The organism is Prevotella rectalis, from assembly GCF_900607215.1.
Taxonomy (GTDB): domain Bacteria; phylum Bacteroidota; class Bacteroidia; order Bacteroidales; family Bacteroidaceae; genus Prevotella; species Prevotella brunnea.
The window spans coordinates 22,919-39,800 of the sequence record NZ_LR027821.1; the positions used below are offsets into that span (position 1 = coordinate 22,919).

Annotated in this window: 16 protein-coding genes and 1 pseudogene; 11 read left to right on the forward strand and 6 right to left on the reverse strand. The window is 47.0% G+C overall.

Annotation, left to right across the window (positions count from 1 at the left end):
* Positions 1 to 314: 314 nt before the first annotated feature.
* From E0E16_RS07215 to E0E16_RS07240, 6 genes are all read left to right on the forward strand, one after another.
* Complete coding sequence (locus E0E16_RS07215) at positions 315 to 833, forward strand: YceD family protein (RefSeq protein ID WP_130829786.1); 519 nt, start codon at positions 315 to 317, stop codon at positions 831 to 833.
* Between the two features lie 21 nt (positions 834 to 854).
* Positions 855 to 1,040, forward strand: a complete 186-nt coding sequence (rpmF, locus tag E0E16_RS07220; protein ID WP_021991536.1) for a 50S ribosomal protein L32 — start codon at positions 855 to 857, stop codon at positions 1,038 to 1,040.
* 6 nt (positions 1,041 to 1,046) lie between these two features.
* Positions 1,047 to 2,066, forward strand: a complete 1,020-nt coding sequence (locus tag E0E16_RS07225; protein WP_130829787.1) for a beta-ketoacyl-ACP synthase III — start codon at positions 1,047 to 1,049, stop codon at positions 2,064 to 2,066.
* A gap of 91 nt (positions 2,067 to 2,157) precedes the next feature.
* Entirely contained in the window at positions 2,158 to 3,039 is an 882-nt protein-coding gene (era, locus tag E0E16_RS07230; protein ID WP_130829788.1) for a GTPase Era, read from the forward strand.
* 164 nt (positions 3,040 to 3,203) lie between these two features.
* Positions 3,204 to 4,517 carry a ribosome biogenesis GTPase Der gene (gene der / locus E0E16_RS07235; protein WP_130829789.1) on the forward strand — a complete coding sequence of 438 codons (1,314 nt, stop codon included), beginning with the start codon at positions 3,204 to 3,206 and terminating at the stop codon, positions 4,515 to 4,517.
* Between the two features lie 5 nt (positions 4,518 to 4,522).
* A complete protein-coding gene (locus E0E16_RS07240) occupies positions 4,523 to 4,942 on the forward strand; it encodes a hypothetical protein (protein ID WP_130829790.1) in 420 nt (139 codons plus the stop codon).
* Between the two features lie 15 nt (positions 4,943 to 4,957).
* On the opposite strand, the gene E0E16_RS07245 is transcribed toward E0E16_RS07240, so the two are convergent.
* Positions 4,958 to 6,142, reverse strand: a complete 1,185-nt coding sequence (locus E0E16_RS07245) for a CobW family GTP-binding protein (RefSeq protein WP_130829791.1) — start codon at positions 6,140 to 6,142, stop codon at positions 4,958 to 4,960.
* Positions 6,143 to 6,307: 165 nt separating this feature from the next.
* On the opposite strand from E0E16_RS07245, the gene E0E16_RS07250 reads away from it, so the two are divergent.
* The gene (locus E0E16_RS07250) at positions 6,308 to 7,699 is read left to right on the forward strand and encodes a DUF389 domain-containing protein (RefSeq protein WP_255418143.1); all 1,392 of its coding nucleotides are present in this window, start codon (positions 6,308 to 6,310) and stop codon (positions 7,697 to 7,699) included.
* 6 nt (positions 7,700 to 7,705) lie between these two features.
* A complete protein-coding gene (locus E0E16_RS07255) occupies positions 7,706 to 9,316 on the forward strand; it encodes a TaqI-like C-terminal specificity domain-containing protein (protein ID WP_130829792.1) in 1,611 nt (536 codons plus the stop codon).
* Positions 9,317 to 9,609: 293 nt separating this feature from the next.
* On the opposite strand, the gene E0E16_RS07260 is transcribed toward E0E16_RS07255, so the two are convergent.
* From E0E16_RS07260 to E0E16_RS07280, 5 genes and pseudogenes are all read right to left on the reverse strand, one after another.
* Positions 9,610 to 10,677 (reverse strand): relaxase/mobilization nuclease domain-containing protein, encoded by a 1,068-nt coding sequence (locus tag E0E16_RS07260; RefSeq protein ID WP_036861451.1) that lies wholly within the window; start codon positions 10,675 to 10,677, stop codon positions 9,610 to 9,612.
* Positions 10,661 to 11,092: a plasmid mobilization protein gene (locus E0E16_RS07265; protein ID WP_004346518.1), complete on the reverse strand. Its 432-nt coding sequence runs from the start codon at positions 11,090 to 11,092 to the stop codon at positions 10,661 to 10,663. Before E0E16_RS07265 ends, E0E16_RS07260 begins: the two co-directional genes overlap by 17 nt.
* Before the next feature lie 341 nt (positions 11,093 to 11,433).
* On the reverse strand, positions 11,434 to 11,895 hold the full coding sequence (locus E0E16_RS07270; protein ID WP_021669629.1) for a DUF3408 domain-containing protein: 462 nt from the start codon (positions 11,893 to 11,895) through the stop codon (positions 11,434 to 11,436).
* Between the two features lie 4 nt (positions 11,896 to 11,899).
* Positions 11,900 to 12,862 (reverse strand): DUF8464 domain-containing protein, encoded by a 963-nt coding sequence (locus tag E0E16_RS07275; protein ID WP_036861455.1) that lies wholly within the window; start codon positions 12,860 to 12,862, stop codon positions 11,900 to 11,902.
* Between the two features lie 180 nt (positions 12,863 to 13,042).
* Positions 13,043 to 14,479 (reverse strand): annotated as a pseudogene (locus E0E16_RS07280) (virulence-associated E family protein).
* A gap of 478 nt (positions 14,480 to 14,957) precedes the next feature.
* Here E0E16_RS07280 and E0E16_RS07285 point away from each other — a divergent pair.
* From E0E16_RS07285 to E0E16_RS07295, 3 genes are all read left to right on the forward strand, one after another.
* A complete protein-coding gene (locus E0E16_RS07285) occupies positions 14,958 to 15,248 on the forward strand; it encodes a helix-turn-helix domain-containing protein (RefSeq protein ID WP_036861463.1) in 291 nt (96 codons plus the stop codon).
* Positions 15,245 to 15,550: a helix-turn-helix domain-containing protein gene (locus tag E0E16_RS07290; protein WP_036861465.1), complete on the forward strand. Its 306-nt coding sequence runs from the start codon at positions 15,245 to 15,247 to the stop codon at positions 15,548 to 15,550. The genes E0E16_RS07285 and E0E16_RS07290 overlap by 4 nt, the downstream gene beginning before the upstream one ends.
* 275 nt (positions 15,551 to 15,825) lie before the next feature.
* Entirely contained in the window at positions 15,826 to 16,797 is a 972-nt protein-coding gene (locus E0E16_RS07295; protein ID WP_130829793.1) for a hypothetical protein, read from the forward strand.
* Positions 16,798 to 16,882 lie beyond the last annotated feature (85 nt).

The window sequence follows — 16,882 nt, forward strand, 5'->3', positions numbered from 1 at the left end:
ATCGTCCTGATTATCAAGAGATTACGAATCGCTATTTTTGTCATGTTTTTTCAATGGTCAGATGGCGTGTTCCGCATCAACAATTCGTTTGCCACCACCTGAATGAGCATGGGGCGACACGGGGAAACATGTCCGCTCGGTCGTGCAGAAAAACACGTCAAATCCCACGATTCGATGCAACTTTGCATGAGGTTTCACCAATATTTATTTGGGACACCACTGCTCACAATTGGCACGACATTGATGTTTTTTGCGATTTTCTATCTACAATTTTCTAAAAATCAGAAAAATATTCGTAACTTTGCAACCCGATTATGGACTTTGAAACCCTTAAAATCGATTTGAAAGGTCTGAACATTGGCTTGAACAGCTTTGAGTTCACCCTGGATAACGCTTACTTTAAGGAAGTTAAGGCTTCCGAGGTGAGTGAGGGTTCTGTGCGTGTTTCGCTCGATATTGTTCGTACCAAGGATGATTTCTTCACATTGGATTTTCGCGAAAAAGGTACGGTGATTGTTCCCTGCGACCTTTGTCTCGACCCGATGGAACAACCCATCGAGACCGAACAGCACCTCGAAGCCAAATTTGGAAACGTGAACTCAGAAGATGGCGACCGTGTTATTGTGGCCGAGAACGAAGGAATACTCGATGTAACATGGTACATCTACGAATTTATGGTACTCGCAATCCCTATCAAGCATGTGCATGCACCTGGAAAATGCAACCCTGCCATGATACGAACTCTGAACGAGCATTCTGCCGCCCGAAGCGGTGAGGGCACCGGGACAACCATTGATCCGCGCTGGGAAGCACTATTAAAGTTAAAAGAATAATTATTAAAAGATTTAAGCATTATGGCACATCCTAAAAGAAGACAGTCAAAGACCCGTACACTCAAGAGAAGAACTCACGACAAGGCAGTGGCTCCCACACTCGCCGTTTGCCCCAATTGTGGTGCGTACTACGTTTATCACACTGTTTGCCCCACCTGCGGTTACTATCGCGGCAAGGTGGCCATCGTAAAGGAAACAGCTGAATAACAGCGGATGGAGAAGATAAACGCAATCATCACCGGTATCGGCGGATACGTGCCCGATTATGTGCTCGACAACGAAGAACTGTCGCGCATGGTCGATACCAGCGATGAATGGATCATGGCCCGCGTGGGCATAAAAGAACGCCATATATTAACGGAAGAAGGCTTGGGAACAAGCTATATGGCACGCAAAGCAGCCAAAGAACTGTTGCAAAAAACCGGAGCAGACCCGGACAGCATCGATGCGCTTATCGTTACCACCACCACTCCCGACTATAAATTCCCCTCTACCTCATCCATCGTGATAGGCAAGTTGGGATTGCGCAACGCTTTCGGCTTTGACTTCTCGGCCGCCTGCTGTGGTTTCCTTTATTCCACAGACGTGGCAGCATCGATGATTCAGAGCGGACGCTATAAGCGAATTATCGTTATCGGAGCCGACAAGATGTCGTCGATGGTTGATTACACCGACCGCCAGACTTGTGTGCTCTTCGGCGACGGTGCGGGAGCGGTCCTGATGGAAGCGACCAACGAAGAGAATATAGGCATCAGAAACTCGTTTCTGCGCACCGACGGAAAGGGCTTGCCCTTCCTTCACATGAAAGCCGGCGGCTCAGTCTGTCCACCCTCGCGCTTCACCGTGGACCATCACTTGCACTATCTTTACCAAGAAGGCAGAACAGTCTTCCGCTACGCGGTAAAGAGCATGAGCGACGACGTGGCAGAAATCATGCGGAAGAACAATCTCTCCGCCGATGCCATCGATTGGGTGGTGCCCCACGAAGCCAACCTGCGCATCATCGAAGCTGTTGCCAAACGCGCCGAGTTGCCACTTGAGAAGGTGCTCATCAACATCGAACACTATGGCAACACCAGTGCAGCAACCATCCCCCTCGCACTTTGGGATTACGAATCGAAACTGCGGAAAGGCGACAACGTCATCTTCACAGCCTTCGGAGCAGGATTTGTTCACGGCGCATCCTATCTGAAATGGGCTTACGACGGAACTTCGGAGGTGGCAAAGAAATAAGCTCTGAACGATATAAAAAAAACGTCTCAACGCATCTTTCTTTTCCAATAAAAGACAAGGTGCGTTTTTCGATTAAAAACAATCTTCGATTATGCACAAAGCCGGATTTGTAAACATTGTGGGAAATCCAAATGTGGGAAAAAGCACGCTGATGAACCAACTTGTCGGCGAGAAAATCAGTATTGCCACCTTCAAGGCACAAACCACCCGCCACCGCATCATGGGCATCGTCAATACCGATGACGCACAAATCGTCTTCTCCGATACACCCGGAGTGTTGAAGCCCAACTACAAAATGCAGGAAATGATGTTGCATTTCTCCGAATCGGCACTGGCAGATGCCGACATACTGCTCTACGTAACAGATGTGATAGAAGACCCGGAGAAAAACAAGGAATTTCTCGCAAAAGTAGCACAGATGGACATCCCCATCATCTTGCTCATCAACAAAATCGACGAGAGCGAACAAAAAAAAGTAGTGGAATTAGTCGAGAAATGGCACACACTACTGCCCAAAGCAGAGATACTCCCCATATCGGCAAAAAACAAGTTTGGAACAGACTTGCTGATGAAGCGCATCTTGGAACTATTGCCCGAAAGCCCGGCATACTTCGACAAAGACCAATTGACCGACAAACCGGCAAAATTCTTCGTTACGGAAATCATCCGCGAGAAAATCCTTCGTTATTACGACAAGGAAGTGCCCTATTCCGTGGAAGTAGTGGTGGAACATTTCAAAGAAGAAACCAAGAAAATCCATATCAACGCCATCATCTACGTGGAGCGCGACAGTCAGAAAGGCATCATCATCGGCCATCAGGGACAAGCACTGAAGAAAGTCTCCACAGAGGCACGCAAAAGTCTGGAACACTTCTTCAACAAAAAAATATTCCTTGAAACCTTCGTGAAAGTGGATAAAGACTGGCGCAACTCACAGAAAGAACTGAACAACTTCGGATACAATCCCGAATAAACAATCACGGGAATCTCCCCCTGTTTTGCCCTGACTGCATGGTAGGGCACACTCTCGCACAATGCGAGGGCCGGGAACCGGTCATTCCAGGCAATTACGTTTGAAGGCACCCGACCACGCCTTCACAACCTTTCCGGGACTTTCGGGAAGGAAAATACAAACTTATGGCAAACTTAGTAGCAATCGTGGGACGCCCCAATGTGGGCAAATCCACACTTTTCAATCGCCTCACCCAAAGTCGGCGCGCCATCGTCAGCGATACAGCCGGCACCACACGCGACAGACAATACGGCAAATGCCAATGGAACGGACGAGAATTCTCAGTCGTCGATACCGGAGGATGGGTGGTAAACTCAGACGACATCTTCGAAGACGCAATACGAAAACAAGTGCTCATAGCAACAGAGGAAGCCGACTTCGTCCTCTTCATCGTCGATAACGAAACAGGCGTAACGGATTGGGATCAGGACGTGGCACAAATCCTCCGACGAGCCAAACTCCCCGTCATCCTCGTTGCCAACAAAGTGGATAACAGTGGCGAATATTATCAGGCGGCAGAATTCTACAGATTGGGACTGGGCGAACCGGTTTGCATCAGCGCACAGACCGGAAGCGGTACGGGCGAACTGCTCGACCTGCTCCTCGAAAGACTCAAAGACCTTCCGGAAGAAGACCTCGAAGACGAAATCCCACGCTTCGCCGTAGTGGGCAGACCCAACGCAGGCAAGTCGAGCATTATCAACGCCTTCATCGGAGAAGACCGCAACATCGTTACCGAAATAGCGGGCACCACACGCGACAGCATTTACACACGATACACAAAGTTCGGATTTGATTTCTACCTCGTCGATACCGCCGGCATCCGACGAAAAAACAAAGTAACGGAGGACTTGGAGTTCTATTCCGTCATGCGTTCCATCCGAAGCATCGAAAACTCAGATGTCTGCCTCCTCATGATCGATGCCACTCGCGGAATAGAGGCACAGGACATGAACATCTTTCAACTCATACAGCGTAACAACAAGAGTTTGGTGGTGGTGGTAAACAAGTGGGACTTGGTGGAAGACAAGAGCCAAAAGGTCATCAAGACGTTCGAGGACGCCATTCGCAGACGCATGGCACCCTTCGTGGATTTCCCCATCATCTTCACTTCTGCACTCACCAAACAGCGCATCTTCAAAGTCCTCGACGTGGCAAAGCAGGTGTATCTCAATCGGAAAATCCATGTCGGCACAACAAAGTTAAACGCCGTCATGCTCCCCATCATCGAGAACACGCCCCCACCATCGCTGAAAGGCAAGTACATCAAGATAAAGTATTGCTCACAGCTGCCCAACACGCAGATTCCGTCATTCGTGTTCTACGCCAACCTGCCACAATACGTCAAGGAACCTTATCGCCGCTTCTTGGAAAACAAGATTCGCGAGAACTGGAACCTCAACGGTTGCCCCATCAACGTGTTCATTCGTCAAAAGTAAGGAGAATGGATAGCAAAAACCTCAGACATCTTGCTTTCCCGCTCGTCCTTGCCACCACATTGTTGGCAACGGCGTGCGGGAAGTCGGGCAAGACTATCGACCACGGCATGATAGCTGCCCGGGCAGCCAAGGTGTATTACGAGAGCCTCATTGCAGGCAAGAGCGCGTTATTCATGGATGGCATCCTTCTGCCCGACACCATTCCCGGAAGCTATCGCGACCAGATGCTGATGAATTTCCGGCAGTTTTGCGACCGGATGGAGGAGCAACACCATGGCATCGACTCCATTTCCATCCACCATACCGAATTTAACGGCAGGGACAGCACGGCAAACGCCTATCTGCTGTTCCATTTCGGCGATGGCGGTCGCGAGCAGATTGTTGTTCCGATGGTGAAGAAAAAAGGACTGTGGTATATGCGATGAGTCGCAATCGACTCGCTACCGGTCGGCATCGGCCACTACCAAACACCGGTCGAGGGCTTTGGTGATGGCAGCCTTGTCAAGGTGTTGCCCGATAAAAACGAGTTTTTGCATTCTGTCGCCATAAGGTTCTTCCCAGTCCTTGCGCACACCCGGATTCTTTTTGAGAAACTCGCGCAGCTCGAACTCCGGCATGGTGGCATACCACTGTCCGGCGTTGCGCAGCGACACCTGTTTGCCTGCCTGCTCAAAGACATAACATATATCCTTCTCGTTCTCGAAATAGCACAAGCCCTTGCAGCGAATGATGTTCTTTTGCCATTTGCGCGCCACGAAATCATCGAAGAAATTGATGTCGAACGGACGGCGATTGTAATACACGAAGGTGTCGATGCCATATTCCAACGCCTCTCCACTCTCCTCGTTATGCAGCTCGTCGTGGTCGTGATGATGGTGGTGGTCGTGTTCCTCCTCCCCCTCTATGGCGGCTATCCATGAGGCTGAAGTGGCCACTTTGTCGAAGTCGAAGATGCCGGTGTGAAGAATGGCGGAAAGATCGATGTCGCCATAGTTACATTCCATGATTTCCGCCTTGGGCTGCAATGCTCTGACGATGGCTTTCACTCTGCCCAAATCCTCCGGACTCACGTCGGCAGCTTTATTGAGCAAAACGATGTTGCAAAATTCTATCTGCTGAATGAGCAAATTCTCCAAGTCGTCTTCCTCCAAATCTTTCTTCATCAGGTCGTTGCCTGCGGCGAACTCATCGAGCATTCTTCGCGCGTCCACCACCGTTACGATGGCATCGAGCTTCGCCCTCCCCTCTTTTGCCATGTCGGGATACATTTGGGGATAGACGCTGATGGTCTGCGCGATGGGTGCCGGTTCGCAAATGCCGCTTGCCTCGATGACGATGTAATCGAATTTCGCCAGCTTCACAATGTCGTTGAGCTGACTGACGAGGTCCATCTTCAGCGTACAGCAGATACAACCGTTCTGCAAAGCCACGAGCGAGTCGTCTTGTTGCCCCACCACACCACCTTTCTCTATAAGGTTGGCATCAATGTTCACCTCGCCGATGTCGTTCACGATGACGGCAAATTTCACTCCCTTCTCATTGGCAAGAATCCTGTTTACAAGTGTTGTCTTTCCGCTTCCCAAATAGCCCGTGAGCAGAAGCACGGGGATTTCATTATGATTCATAGCTTTCTTTCTGTTTTTTTGATTTTAGAAAAGCAAGAATTGTGCCAAAAGAACACCGGCTGACAATATTTCCGGGAGGAGAAAGCAAAAAAAATATCTGTCGGGAGGGTTGCGTAAACGAAGGGAAATGCGTAACTTTGCAAGGCATAAAACAACATGAACCGAATGGAAACAACGCAAATGCAAAACAACGGCAATCAAAACGACAAGAATTTCTCCATCTGGAAATACATAAAAAGCTACTTCGACATGTCGCGCGACAAGGATCGCGAAGCTGACATCATCGGGAATATCACCGCCAGCATCTCTTTTCGCGGAGCGAACCTGTGGATTCTCATTTTCGCCATCTTCATTGCCTCGCTCGGACTGAACGTAAACTCCACGGCGGTCATCATCGGCGCAATGCTCATATCGCCTCTCATGGGTCCCATCCTCGGCATCGGTTTGGCGGTGGGCATCAACGACTTGCCACTGCTCAAGCGATCGGGCAAAAACCTCTTCATCGCCACCCTCATCGGCATCATCACCGCCACCGTTTACTTCCTCCTCACCCCATTCAAGGAAGTGCAATCGGAACTCCTCGCGCGCACGGCTCCCACCATCTACGACGTGCTCATTGCCCTCTTCGGTGGCGCGGCGGGCATCACCGTGCAATGTGCCAAGGACAAGGGCAACGTCATACCGGGTGTTGCCATCGCCACCGCCCTCATGCCACCCCTCTGCACCGCAGGATACGGCATCGCAACAGGCAACCTCGCCTTCTTCGCAGGTGCGTTCTTCCTGTATTTCATCAACACCGTCTTCATCACCGTTGCCACTTACATCGGTGTGCGATTGTTGCGCTTCCGAAGAAAGCAATACGTGGACGAAACTCGCCGCAAGTTTGTACATCGCGTCATTATCGCCATCGTGGTATTCACGATGATACCCGCCGGCATGATGACCCTGAACCTCCTGCGCGACAGCTTCTTCAAACGGCAATTGAATCGCTTTGTGAGCGAAAACCTCACATTCGGAGGAACACAAATTGTTGCCAACGACATGAGGAACGACAGCACTTTCCGAGTCGTGGCGGTGGGCAACGTCATCACCGACGAGCAAATTGCCGAGGCACAAAAAGAAATGGAACGATACGGCGGACTGAAAGGCATCCGCCTGGAAGTGATTCAGGGCATGCGACCCGACAGCTTGATGAAACTCGAGGCAAACATGGCAGGCACAGGCAGAAACAACAACGACAACGTGGGACTTCTGCAACAGCAATCGATGGAAATAGCCCAACTGAAAGAATCGCTCGAAGAATATCAACGCTACGAGAAAGCGAGCACACTGCTGCGCCCGGAAATCAAAACGCTCTACCCCGGAGTGCGCTCGCTGACACTCACGCCTGCCACCGAAGCAACCATCGACACCATGCCACCGAAGAAATATGTGTTGGCGGTGGTGAAACTCGACGCCAACCACTGGCAGAGCCAACGAGAACGACAAAGAATGACGCAATGGCTCAAGGCAAGAGTGAGCGCGGATAGTCTGGTAATGGTTACGAGAAGAGAGTAAAAAACGGTGGAAAAAATACGCGTCAGAGAGGCAGCCGACCGACTCGGAGTGTCGGAAGCAACAGTGCGCAACTGGACAAAGGCGGGATTGTTGCAATCGGCAGGACGGGGAAACATCTGCGCCACATCGCTGGACGAATGTCTGAAACAGCTCGACCACACAAAACGCCTCACGGCACGGGCAAACAAAAGCCGGAAAACAACAAGCGGAAACGCGCCGGCGACAACCAAGAAGAAAAAGGAGGAGAAGAGAAGAAAGGAAAAAACAAAAACGGCAGCCACATACGAGGCATCACTGAGCGAGGCTTGGCGCAACAAAGAGGGAATTTTCTACACGCCACAAAGCATCGTCGCCGACATGACACGCGACATCAGGGCCGATAAAAACACCACGTTTCTCGACCCCTGCTGCGGCTGCGGCAACTTCATCATCGAAGCATTGGAACGCGGCATCGAACCGGAAAACGTCTATGGATTCGATACCGATGAACAGGCGGTGGCAATAGCAAAACAACGGGTTCGCGAAAAAACGGGAAAGGAACCAACCCACATCGTCTGCGCCGACTTCCTGAACATCGGAAAAACGCTCAACCGCCGATTCGACCTTATCTATACGAACCCGCCATGGGGGAAAAAACTCAACAAAAAGCAAAAAGACAACCTCGCCAAGTACTACGAATGTGGCAAAAGCACAGACACCTGCTCCATCTTCTTCTTCGCTTCCCTGAAACTGCTCGCACCCGATGGCGCGTTGGCGTTCCTCCTTCCGGAAGCGGTACTGAACATTGCCACCTTCGAATCGCTCAGAAAACGCGCCCTCGCCTGCGAACTGAAGGAAATAAAGGATTACGGCAAACCGTTCCAAGGCGTGTTGTCAAAGGCTTTCTCCATCGTACTGAAAAACAAAAAACCGGAAAAACACCATGAAGTGCGCTGCAGTGTGGAAACGGAACACTACAGGCGACAAACATCGTTCGAAGACAATCCGAAACACATCCTGAACGCATGGACAACCAAGGAGGAACAAGCCGTCGTCGGCAAACTGCTCGCCCTGCCCCACCGCTCGCTGAAAGGAAACGCCGAATGGGCTTTGGGCATCGTTACGGGCGACAACAACCGAATTTGCAGTCCCCACCCTGCCCAAGGTCTCGTACCCATCTACAGGGGACGGGACATATCGCCGGAAACATTGGCACCGCCAACGCTCTACATCGACAAATCGCTGAAAGACTGCCGGCAGGTGGGTCCCCGACCCTTATACGAAGCAAGCGAGAAACTCATCTATCGTTTCGTTTCCCGCAAGTTGGTGTTCCACTGCGACACACAACAGAACCTCGTGCTCAACAGTGCAAACATCCTCGTGCCGAAACCATCGTTAGGCATCAGTTGTCGGGCGTTGGCATCGCTCCTCAACAGTAGATTGATGAACCACCTCTTCGAACGCTTGTTCCACACTCATAAAATTCTCCGCTCCGATCTCGAGACACTCCCCATTTTCACCTCATGCCACGATGGCAACCACTTCGACGAACAACGCTTCCTCAACACACATCACATCATGAAAACACCCGCCGGCTACCGCTTGAACGAAAAAGAACTCCCCCCATCCCATCAATAACGTCCTGATTTTTTCCATCCCGCCGGCACAAAGCTCAACTTTCACATACTGAGATAATTTTCAAAACGTATCTAATTGAAAATAAAGAAGTTAGCTTGTTGCATAAACTAAACAGGTAACGATTTGGAAACGAGCGAACTGCTTTTAGTCGCGGGTTTCTGCATTAACAAAGAACGCTTGTTATTCTATTTGCAAAGATAATCATTTGCTTTGAATAACAAGCGTTTTTGATGAAGATTTCTCTCTTTTGCTTTGTCTTCGTTTTGGGGAAAGACAGGGATAACGAAAAGTGGTTACAATCCTCTTCCTCTTTTCTTCTTTTTCTTGGCTTGGTTTCTGAGCCTGTGTTGCCATGCTGTCTCGGCATAATCATCACCGTGTGTCTGTGGGTTGATTAACTCACCTGCTCCGGAAATGATTTCTTTGGCTGCATTTATGGCAGTACTTGCCACATTACCTACGGCTTGTGCAATAGATGAATTTTCATTTGTGTTGGCAGGTGACGTATAGGTGCGGCTGAGAGGAACAAGTTGATAACCTGTATCGGATTGAATTTTGTTCTTTGCCAGCTCATCTGCCATTGTCGTAGCTTTCTTTGGTTCTGTCTTGTTACTTATCTCAAAATTCTTCTGCAAGGAACGATAGCCGAACTCCCTGCCGATTTCAGATGCCTTAAAAGTCTGTCCTCTATATGCGAACTTCAATCCATATATCTTTCCCTGTTTGTTCTTTAAGCGTTCAATGGTTACACCACTCTTGCTAAGGTCGTAGAGGAACATCGAATGCCCTGTGATGCCTGTGCCTTTGTACCTATCAAGTAAAGCATAGCATATCTTCTGTACCTGCTGCTTTGTTTGTTCTCTTGTTGGGCTAGCTTTTATCTTTTTGTGTGTCCTTTCCGTCTTGACTTCCTTTGCGATGGTCATACCATACTTGCGGCTGAGTTCCTCTGCAACCCTTGCTGCCTTGTTACTCACAAAGGTAGTGTCATAAACGTTGCCATACAGACTAATGCGATTGGCGATGATATGGATATGCATATTGTCGGTGTCTTTATGTGTAACCGCCACCCATTGATGGTTGGCAAGTCCCATGCGTATTGCAAAGTTTGACGCAAGGTTACGGACGGATGCAAGACTCAATCTTTTCTCGTCCTGTGGTGCTATGCCGATTTCGATACGCAGGAACTTGTTTCTGCACCGTGTGTTGTAATCGCTGACCATCTTCATTTCCTCGTAGATCTCCTTTGGCGTAGTGCCGCAGAGATTGTGAAAGAGAAGCGTTTTTCCGAGTTTTCCCTCTCTGAAAATATACTCCAGTGCATTACTGCCATGTGCTATTGCTTTACATTTTCCTATCATTCTCCATCAGATTTAAGAGTTTAATTGCCCTTTCCTCAATACGGTATTTGGGATTAAAGAAACGTTTAAAAGCTTCCCTTGCCAGATAGGAAAGGCTTTGGGTAATCAGTACCCACGCATCATCCTTTACCTTGATAAGGTTGGAAATATGCATAAAGAAGTAGGCAGTTCGTCTCAACACCTCTATGGCTTCCTTTTCATTGTCCGTCATCTTAGGAACAGAAATAACTTCTCCACTAAGAAGCATCTCGCGGCAGTAATCAGAGAACTTCCGTCCTGTGCTTTCTGCCTTTGATTTAATTCGTTGCTTTTCCTCTAAGGTGCATCTTACCTTGATGAACTCCGTCTTGTTCATCCGCTGTTCTTTCTTCTCCTGTTGCTGCCATCGGGCAGTCTTTCTGTTGTTTCTGTTCATATAAAAGTCCTCTTTTCGTTATTTCTTAATTTCTGATGGCTGACCGATGAGAACGGAGTGATTACGGTCTAATCTCCCCGATAATCGAATGAGGGGAGCAAGCGCAGTTTGTGGGTACAAACTGACGTCTTGCAATGTCAGCTAACGAAACGTTTACGCATAAAGCGTTTTGCCGTCCAAAAACGAATGCCGTGCATTCAGTATCTAACTGCGTTCGTGGCATTCCCTCCATTCAATGTATTCAGCAAAAAACTGTTATCGGTACTACCCTAAAACGGTCGAGGATTTTGAGTGAAAGGAACGTCCCTTTTTCTGAAAACCGTCAACCCTTTTCTTACGGCTTACAGTCTTCTCCACTTCTCTATGTCTTCACCATATTCCTCCAGATGCTGACGAACGATGTTCTCCACAAAGCTTGAAAGGTTGCTGCCTCTGTCGCCCAGCCTGCGTACGATGAAGTCGGCACGTTCCTGTGTCTCCCTGCTCAGATAGACCGCCTTTCTCTCGCTTAGCTTTGTTGGAACAAGGAACGCCTGCTTATAGGCTTCGAGAGTCTCCTTTCTCATTTTGGCACTGATGCGTCGTTGAACGGTTGCGCTCTCTGTATGCTGTGCAGGCTCGGATGGCGTGGCATGCTCTATGGCATGTCCTGTTTCTTGTTGTTTTTGCTCTTGAATAGTTTTCATTCCCTTTTCCCGGAATTCAGAGACAGATTGTTCACTTGAATTTTCAGCTTGGCTCATACCAAAAGTTTTTCCTATGAAACGATCTATTTCTTCCATGTTTCTTCTTTCCTTTTTCATCACTCTATCTTATTTTAAGTTTGACTTGTTTTATTTTGTTGCTTGTATTTGGAGTTTTCTCCAACTCTTCCCGTTGCTCACGGACACGTCTGACGTGAAAATCGTTGAGATCTTTGAAGTCTCCATAATACACAGCCATATCTTCTACCTTAAAACCTGTGTTTACAAATTCCTGCACAGCTTTTCGCCCTGCATCGTCATTGTCAAGAAAAGCACGAACGGAGGTTATATTTCTTTCATTCAGGTAGTGGATACTCCTTGCTACATTACTCACGGAATTCATCACAAGGCATTGGTTGGAGACCTCCCCTTTCATTGAAAGAAAAGAGAGAAAGTCCATAAAGCCCTCGAACAGACAGACGGGCTGTGCCTTGTCCTCAAATATCGGAGTGATGTTCTTCGGGGCAATCGTTCCCTTGAACGTATTGTTGTCCCGAAGTTCATAACCACCCGAAGAATTGGCAAAGCCGATGGCTTCATATCTCTTTCCCCTTACCTCGTAGTTGATACATTTGAGAAAGGGTGTTGCCTTTTTCAAATTGATGCAACGTTCCTTGATAAGGTATTCCTGCAAATGCGGCGGCAAGGAGTCTGATATGCTTATCAGTCTCCTTGTTTCGCTTGCTTGTCTTGTAGTTGTCTGGTTGAGACCAATACGGGGTTCAGTCTTTGAATAGCTGTGCGCTGTATTATCGGAAGCGTTCTGCCCCAAACGGCAGATGGCTTCCGAGAGCGTACAGCCTTCCAAGCGCATACAGAGGTCGATGATGCTTCCGCCCCTGCCTTCGGCATAGTCTATCCAAAGGTTCTTTTCCCTGTCCACTTTGAAACTCGGACGCGTTTCCTCCCTGAGCGGTGAACGGTACATGGCATAGGCTGGTGTTTTACGGACAGGCCTGATACCCCTCCTTTCGAGATACTCCACGATGGGATATCGCTTGATAAGTGATAAATCTTCTTCTTTCATTGTTTTGATACTTTAATGGGTTGAATGATAATTATTTATGCTTGTCTGTTTTATGGTTTTACCGTTTCCAAAGTTTTCCCCTCCAAACTTTTTCATCATTCTTCTTACTACATACTATTTCGTGATAAATGATTGATAATCAGCCGCACTTTTTAGTATAAGACGATACTACACATACTACTACATTTGGCTACTACAAGTCTGAAGGAGCGGGCATGGCAAGATTTTCCTAATCTTGTAGGCATAGATGGGGCTACCTCCGTTTCTTCGCTTGCTCACCTTTATGTATCCTGCTTTCTTCAAGGCTTCGCCCATACGCTTGGCAACAAGTGGTTGGTGAGTATAAATACCCAAATAGGTGAGTATCTCCGTAGTAGTCATTAACGAATAGTTTTCATCCTCCGTTGGCTTTTCAAAGCAACGCAGCAAAAGTTCCATCTCAGCGGTTTGTACCTGAAAGTCCTCACTCTCTCTGTATAGTTCGGCAATCTCTTCATCATCAAACCAATAGCGGAAACCTGACTTTAATAGGGTTTTGGCTTCAGCATAGACATTGTCCATTGAAATACGCTTGGCTTTCTCTATGTCTATGGATAGAACTTCAAAGGGCAGAAACCTTCTGCTGCCTGTCGGGTCTGTAAGAAAGTCGTTACCGTTCACCGATGCCACGAAGCTTGCCAAGTGGGGATGCTCCTCCACATATTTGTCATACGGCATACGGTACTTGACCATCGGACAGGTGATAAGGTTCTTCAGTTCGTTCTCGTCTCGCTTATTGAGGGCTTTGAGCTGGTCATCTATATTTACGATAAGGTTCTGACCGATATAAGTGAGTGTGTCTTTCTCCTGCGGATATATTTTTCCTGTGTAACTGTAACCGTGCAGTTTGGACGGACAGAGCAAATCGAGAAACGTTGTCTTGAACTTACCCTGCTCACCTGTCAGTACAAGGCAGGTATGGTTACGGCACTCACGGTCGTCCATCGCATTGGCGACCACCGCCACAAGCCATTTGGTAAGATACGGCAACCATTTGTTAGAATTACGGACAACAACGCAGCTTGCCAAATCGGAAATTGCTTTCGGTGAAAAAGAAGGCACATTACTATCCCTACAACCAGCATCATCACAGCTACAGCTATCACCTATATCTATCAATGGCAACCCTTTTAAATACTCCTGAACGGGATTGATACGGGGAGAAAAGCTGCTTTCAATGATGGAATAAAGGTTCTCGGCAGAAGTCGCTATGCCTTCATCGCAATCGAGTTCCCTGCGAAGTGTGTTGATTTCATAACGACCAACCTTTACAAAACGATTATTACCCTTACTGCAATATTCGGTTCTGCCCAATACTGTGTTGTATCTGAACTCATAGTGTGTGGAGAGGTAGGTTTCTATCTCTACGTTCTTGGATGAACTACCCCTTCGATGGGGATTTCTCCTGCTGTCTGTATTGCCTGCATCTGCGTTCTTTTTCATTATTCCCTTGAATTAGTTTCCAAGAGTGAAGTTAGGGTGAGAATGCGTAACTTCCAAGCATTCAGAGCCCTCTTGTATAATGTTGCGCTCGTCCGCTTTAAAATTCTTAGGAGAACAGGCTGTCAAGAAGGGCATTTATAGCCTCATTAAGAAAAAAATGGATGACAGGAAAGAAAGGTTAACAGAAATACGGATTGTCGTTGTTTGCTTTCAGATGCAGTCTTTTGCTTTGATTACCTTATTAACCTCATTTGTGCAGTGGCAAGAACATCAATCTGTCTCTTTTGTCCTTGTTATAGCGCCACAAGCTGCCACGTGAATGAAAAGTGATGGAATAAGAAATGCCCGATATTAATTTTGCATAAGACAAGCTGCGCTCGGCAAAGGATAAGTGAACTTTCCTCTACACTCGCTTGGATTGTCTTTGCAATAAAAGAAAAAAGACGGGGCAGGAAAACGCAAATGTGAACCGATGAAACGGATTGCTCTTTTCCCGATAGTTCCCGATACTTCCCTGCTGTTCCCCACGGCTTTGAGAGGTGTACGCACGCCATTATCTTTGCCGATGGAAACTGGAAAGATTTGAAACAACAAACAATAACAATATAAAATTATGAACTATTACATCATTACAGAAACCAATTGGGCAAAGCTTCGAGATGAAATCTTAAGCCTTGCAGAATGCTGCCACAAGGCATTCGGAGAGAAAAGCAAGCACACGGACTGGCTGCACAACGGCGATGTGTGCCGACTGCTGAACATCAGCAAACGCACTTTGCAGCATTATCGCGATACGGGCGTGCTGCCGTTTACGCAAATCGGGCACAAGTGCTATTACAAGAGCAAGGATGTGGAAGCACTTCTTCTTACGAAGTCGAACAAACCTAAAAACAGACAGATATGATGGAAACAGCAAGAGATTTGAACATGGAGACAGACGAGATGCAGCTGGTCGTCTCGGCATTGAGAGGTGTGGGGAAACGGATTGTGGAAGTGGCACAGACACACAAGCCACTCTTTGCAGGCGAACTTTTCCTCACGGGTAAGGATGTGTGTGAACGACTGTATATCAGTCCCCGTACCTTGCAGGACTACCGCGACAGGAAGATTATTCCCTACACGCAGTTTGCAGGAAAAATACTCTACAAGGCTTCGGACTTGGAAAAAATGCTGGAGGAGAATTACAAGAGCAGTAGAACAGGATAAAGACAATAAGCGTATATTGGTGAATAGGACAACAGCACTTGGGGCAGAGATGCATCTGTTTCAAGTGCCGTTGTTGTATAAAGCATGGTGTACAAGATTTTCCAAGAAAAGATAAGTTTGATGAAGAAGATTGTTAGGGAAATAATCGAAAAAACATAGTAAAATTAGTATCTATTTATACTTTTAATTCTGTTAAAAGGCCAAAGAAATCAGAGAGGAAAGGCTCCCTTTTAAAATTATTTTGTATCTTTGTAGCGAAAAGAACGATGCCAGTTATGGAGTCTATATTTACGAATACTGTTAGCGATTTAAAATTCACTCCGTATTCAATTGAAAATGGAGGGGTAGTTTTATGCAATAGTATTCCACCAGAATGTTCTCCGGAAATTCTTTTTGGGATAGATACCGCCAAACGCTTTTTTGCAGACGCTGTATATTTTCGCCATTTTTCCGATGGTAGAGTTTCCATTCCACAAATTTATTTCTTTGACTATACTCTTAGGAACGTTTCTAACGAAGACAAAAAGGACATACACAAGAGAATGTGGAGCGGGTATGTCGTTCCAATCTATATCATCGTAGAGAAAAGCTCTGTAAGTATTTTTGATGCCAGAACTAAGGCACAGACAGGCAAAGAGCATTATGTAGAAGAATTGCTTCGCTTGTCCGGCACAGGCATAAAAGAGTTTGATGCGGCGTTCTTTGATGACGGAATGTTTTGGGAAGAGGAACAGTATAAGAAAAAATTTCAATTTGAAGAGTCCGCAACTAAAGATTTAATCCGCGGACTGAAAGAGGTTCACAAAAATTTCCAAGAAAAATCCGGGTTAGATAAGCATGTATCGTTGAAACTTCTTGTGCAAAGCCTTCTTATAAAGTATTTGGAAGAACGTGATGAATCTTCTCAAAGCGGATATTTCGCCAAAACATACTTTAAAAAGAACTTTGATTGTACCAAATTTTGTGAAATCATAAGAGAAGGAAAACTATTGGCGTTGCTTGACCATCTTGCAGAGGATTTCAATGGCAAAATTTTCGAATGGGACAAGGAAAAGGAAAAAGAGGCAAGGGAATCCATTCAAAAATCAGAAGTGAAAATACTGGCAAGTTACTTGGATGGAAACATTGAGAACAACCAGTATGTAATTTGGCGTTTGTATTCTTTCTCGCACCTTCCTGTAGAAGTTATCAGTTCTGTGTATGACGCAGAGTCAACCAGCAAGTGCAAAATTATAAAACGTATTTGAAGAATTCACACTTTGGAGTAGAAAAGTTTAATTTTTCTCTCGGTCTTTCGTTCAATTTCTTTTGTATCGACATAATTCTCTTGTC

What these genes read in the sequence shown, in the direction of transcription:
- rpmF (WP_021991536.1), top strand. Translation starts at nt 855, where the DNA reads ATGGCACATCCTAAAAGAAGACAGTCAAAGACCCGTACACTCAAGAGA.
- E0E16_RS07215 (WP_130829786.1), top strand. Translation starts at nt 315, where the DNA reads ATGGACTTTGAAACCCTTAAAATCGATTTGAAAGGTCTGAACATTGGC.
- E0E16_RS07290 (WP_036861465.1), top strand. Translation starts at nt 15,245, where the DNA reads ATGATGGAAACAGCAAGAGATTTGAACATGGAGACAGACGAGATGCAG.
- E0E16_RS07275 (WP_036861455.1), bottom strand. Translation starts at nt 12,862, where the DNA reads ATGAAAGAAGAAGATTTATCACTTATCAAGCGATATCCCATCGTGGAG.
- E0E16_RS07295 (WP_130829793.1), top strand. Translation starts at nt 15,826, where the DNA reads ATGGAGTCTATATTTACGAATACTGTTAGCGATTTAAAATTCACTCCG.
- E0E16_RS07285 (WP_036861463.1), top strand. Translation starts at nt 14,958, where the DNA reads ATGAACTATTACATCATTACAGAAACCAATTGGGCAAAGCTTCGAGAT.
- E0E16_RS07250 (WP_255418143.1), top strand. Translation starts at nt 6,308, where the DNA reads ATGGAAACAACGCAAATGCAAAACAACGGCAATCAAAACGACAAGAAT.
- era (WP_130829788.1), top strand. Translation starts at nt 2,158, where the DNA reads ATGCACAAAGCCGGATTTGTAAACATTGTGGGAAATCCAAATGTGGGA.
- E0E16_RS07270 (WP_021669629.1), bottom strand. Translation starts at nt 11,895, where the DNA reads ATGAAAAAGGAAAGAAGAAACATGGAAGAAATAGATCGTTTCATAGGA.
- E0E16_RS07245 (WP_130829791.1), bottom strand. Translation starts at nt 6,142, where the DNA reads ATGAATCATAATGAAATCCCCGTGCTTCTGCTCACGGGCTATTTGGGA.
- E0E16_RS07240 (WP_130829790.1), top strand. Translation starts at nt 4,523, where the DNA reads ATGGATAGCAAAAACCTCAGACATCTTGCTTTCCCGCTCGTCCTTGCC.
- E0E16_RS07225 (WP_130829787.1), top strand. Translation starts at nt 1,047, where the DNA reads ATGGAGAAGATAAACGCAATCATCACCGGTATCGGCGGATACGTGCCC.
- der (WP_130829789.1), top strand. Translation starts at nt 3,204, where the DNA reads ATGGCAAACTTAGTAGCAATCGTGGGACGCCCCAATGTGGGCAAATCC.
- E0E16_RS07260 (WP_036861451.1), bottom strand. Translation starts at nt 10,677, where the DNA reads ATGATAGGAAAATGTAAAGCAATAGCACATGGCAGTAATGCACTGGAG.
- E0E16_RS07265 (WP_004346518.1), bottom strand. Translation starts at nt 11,092, where the DNA reads ATGAACAGAAACAACAGAAAGACTGCCCGATGGCAGCAACAGGAGAAG.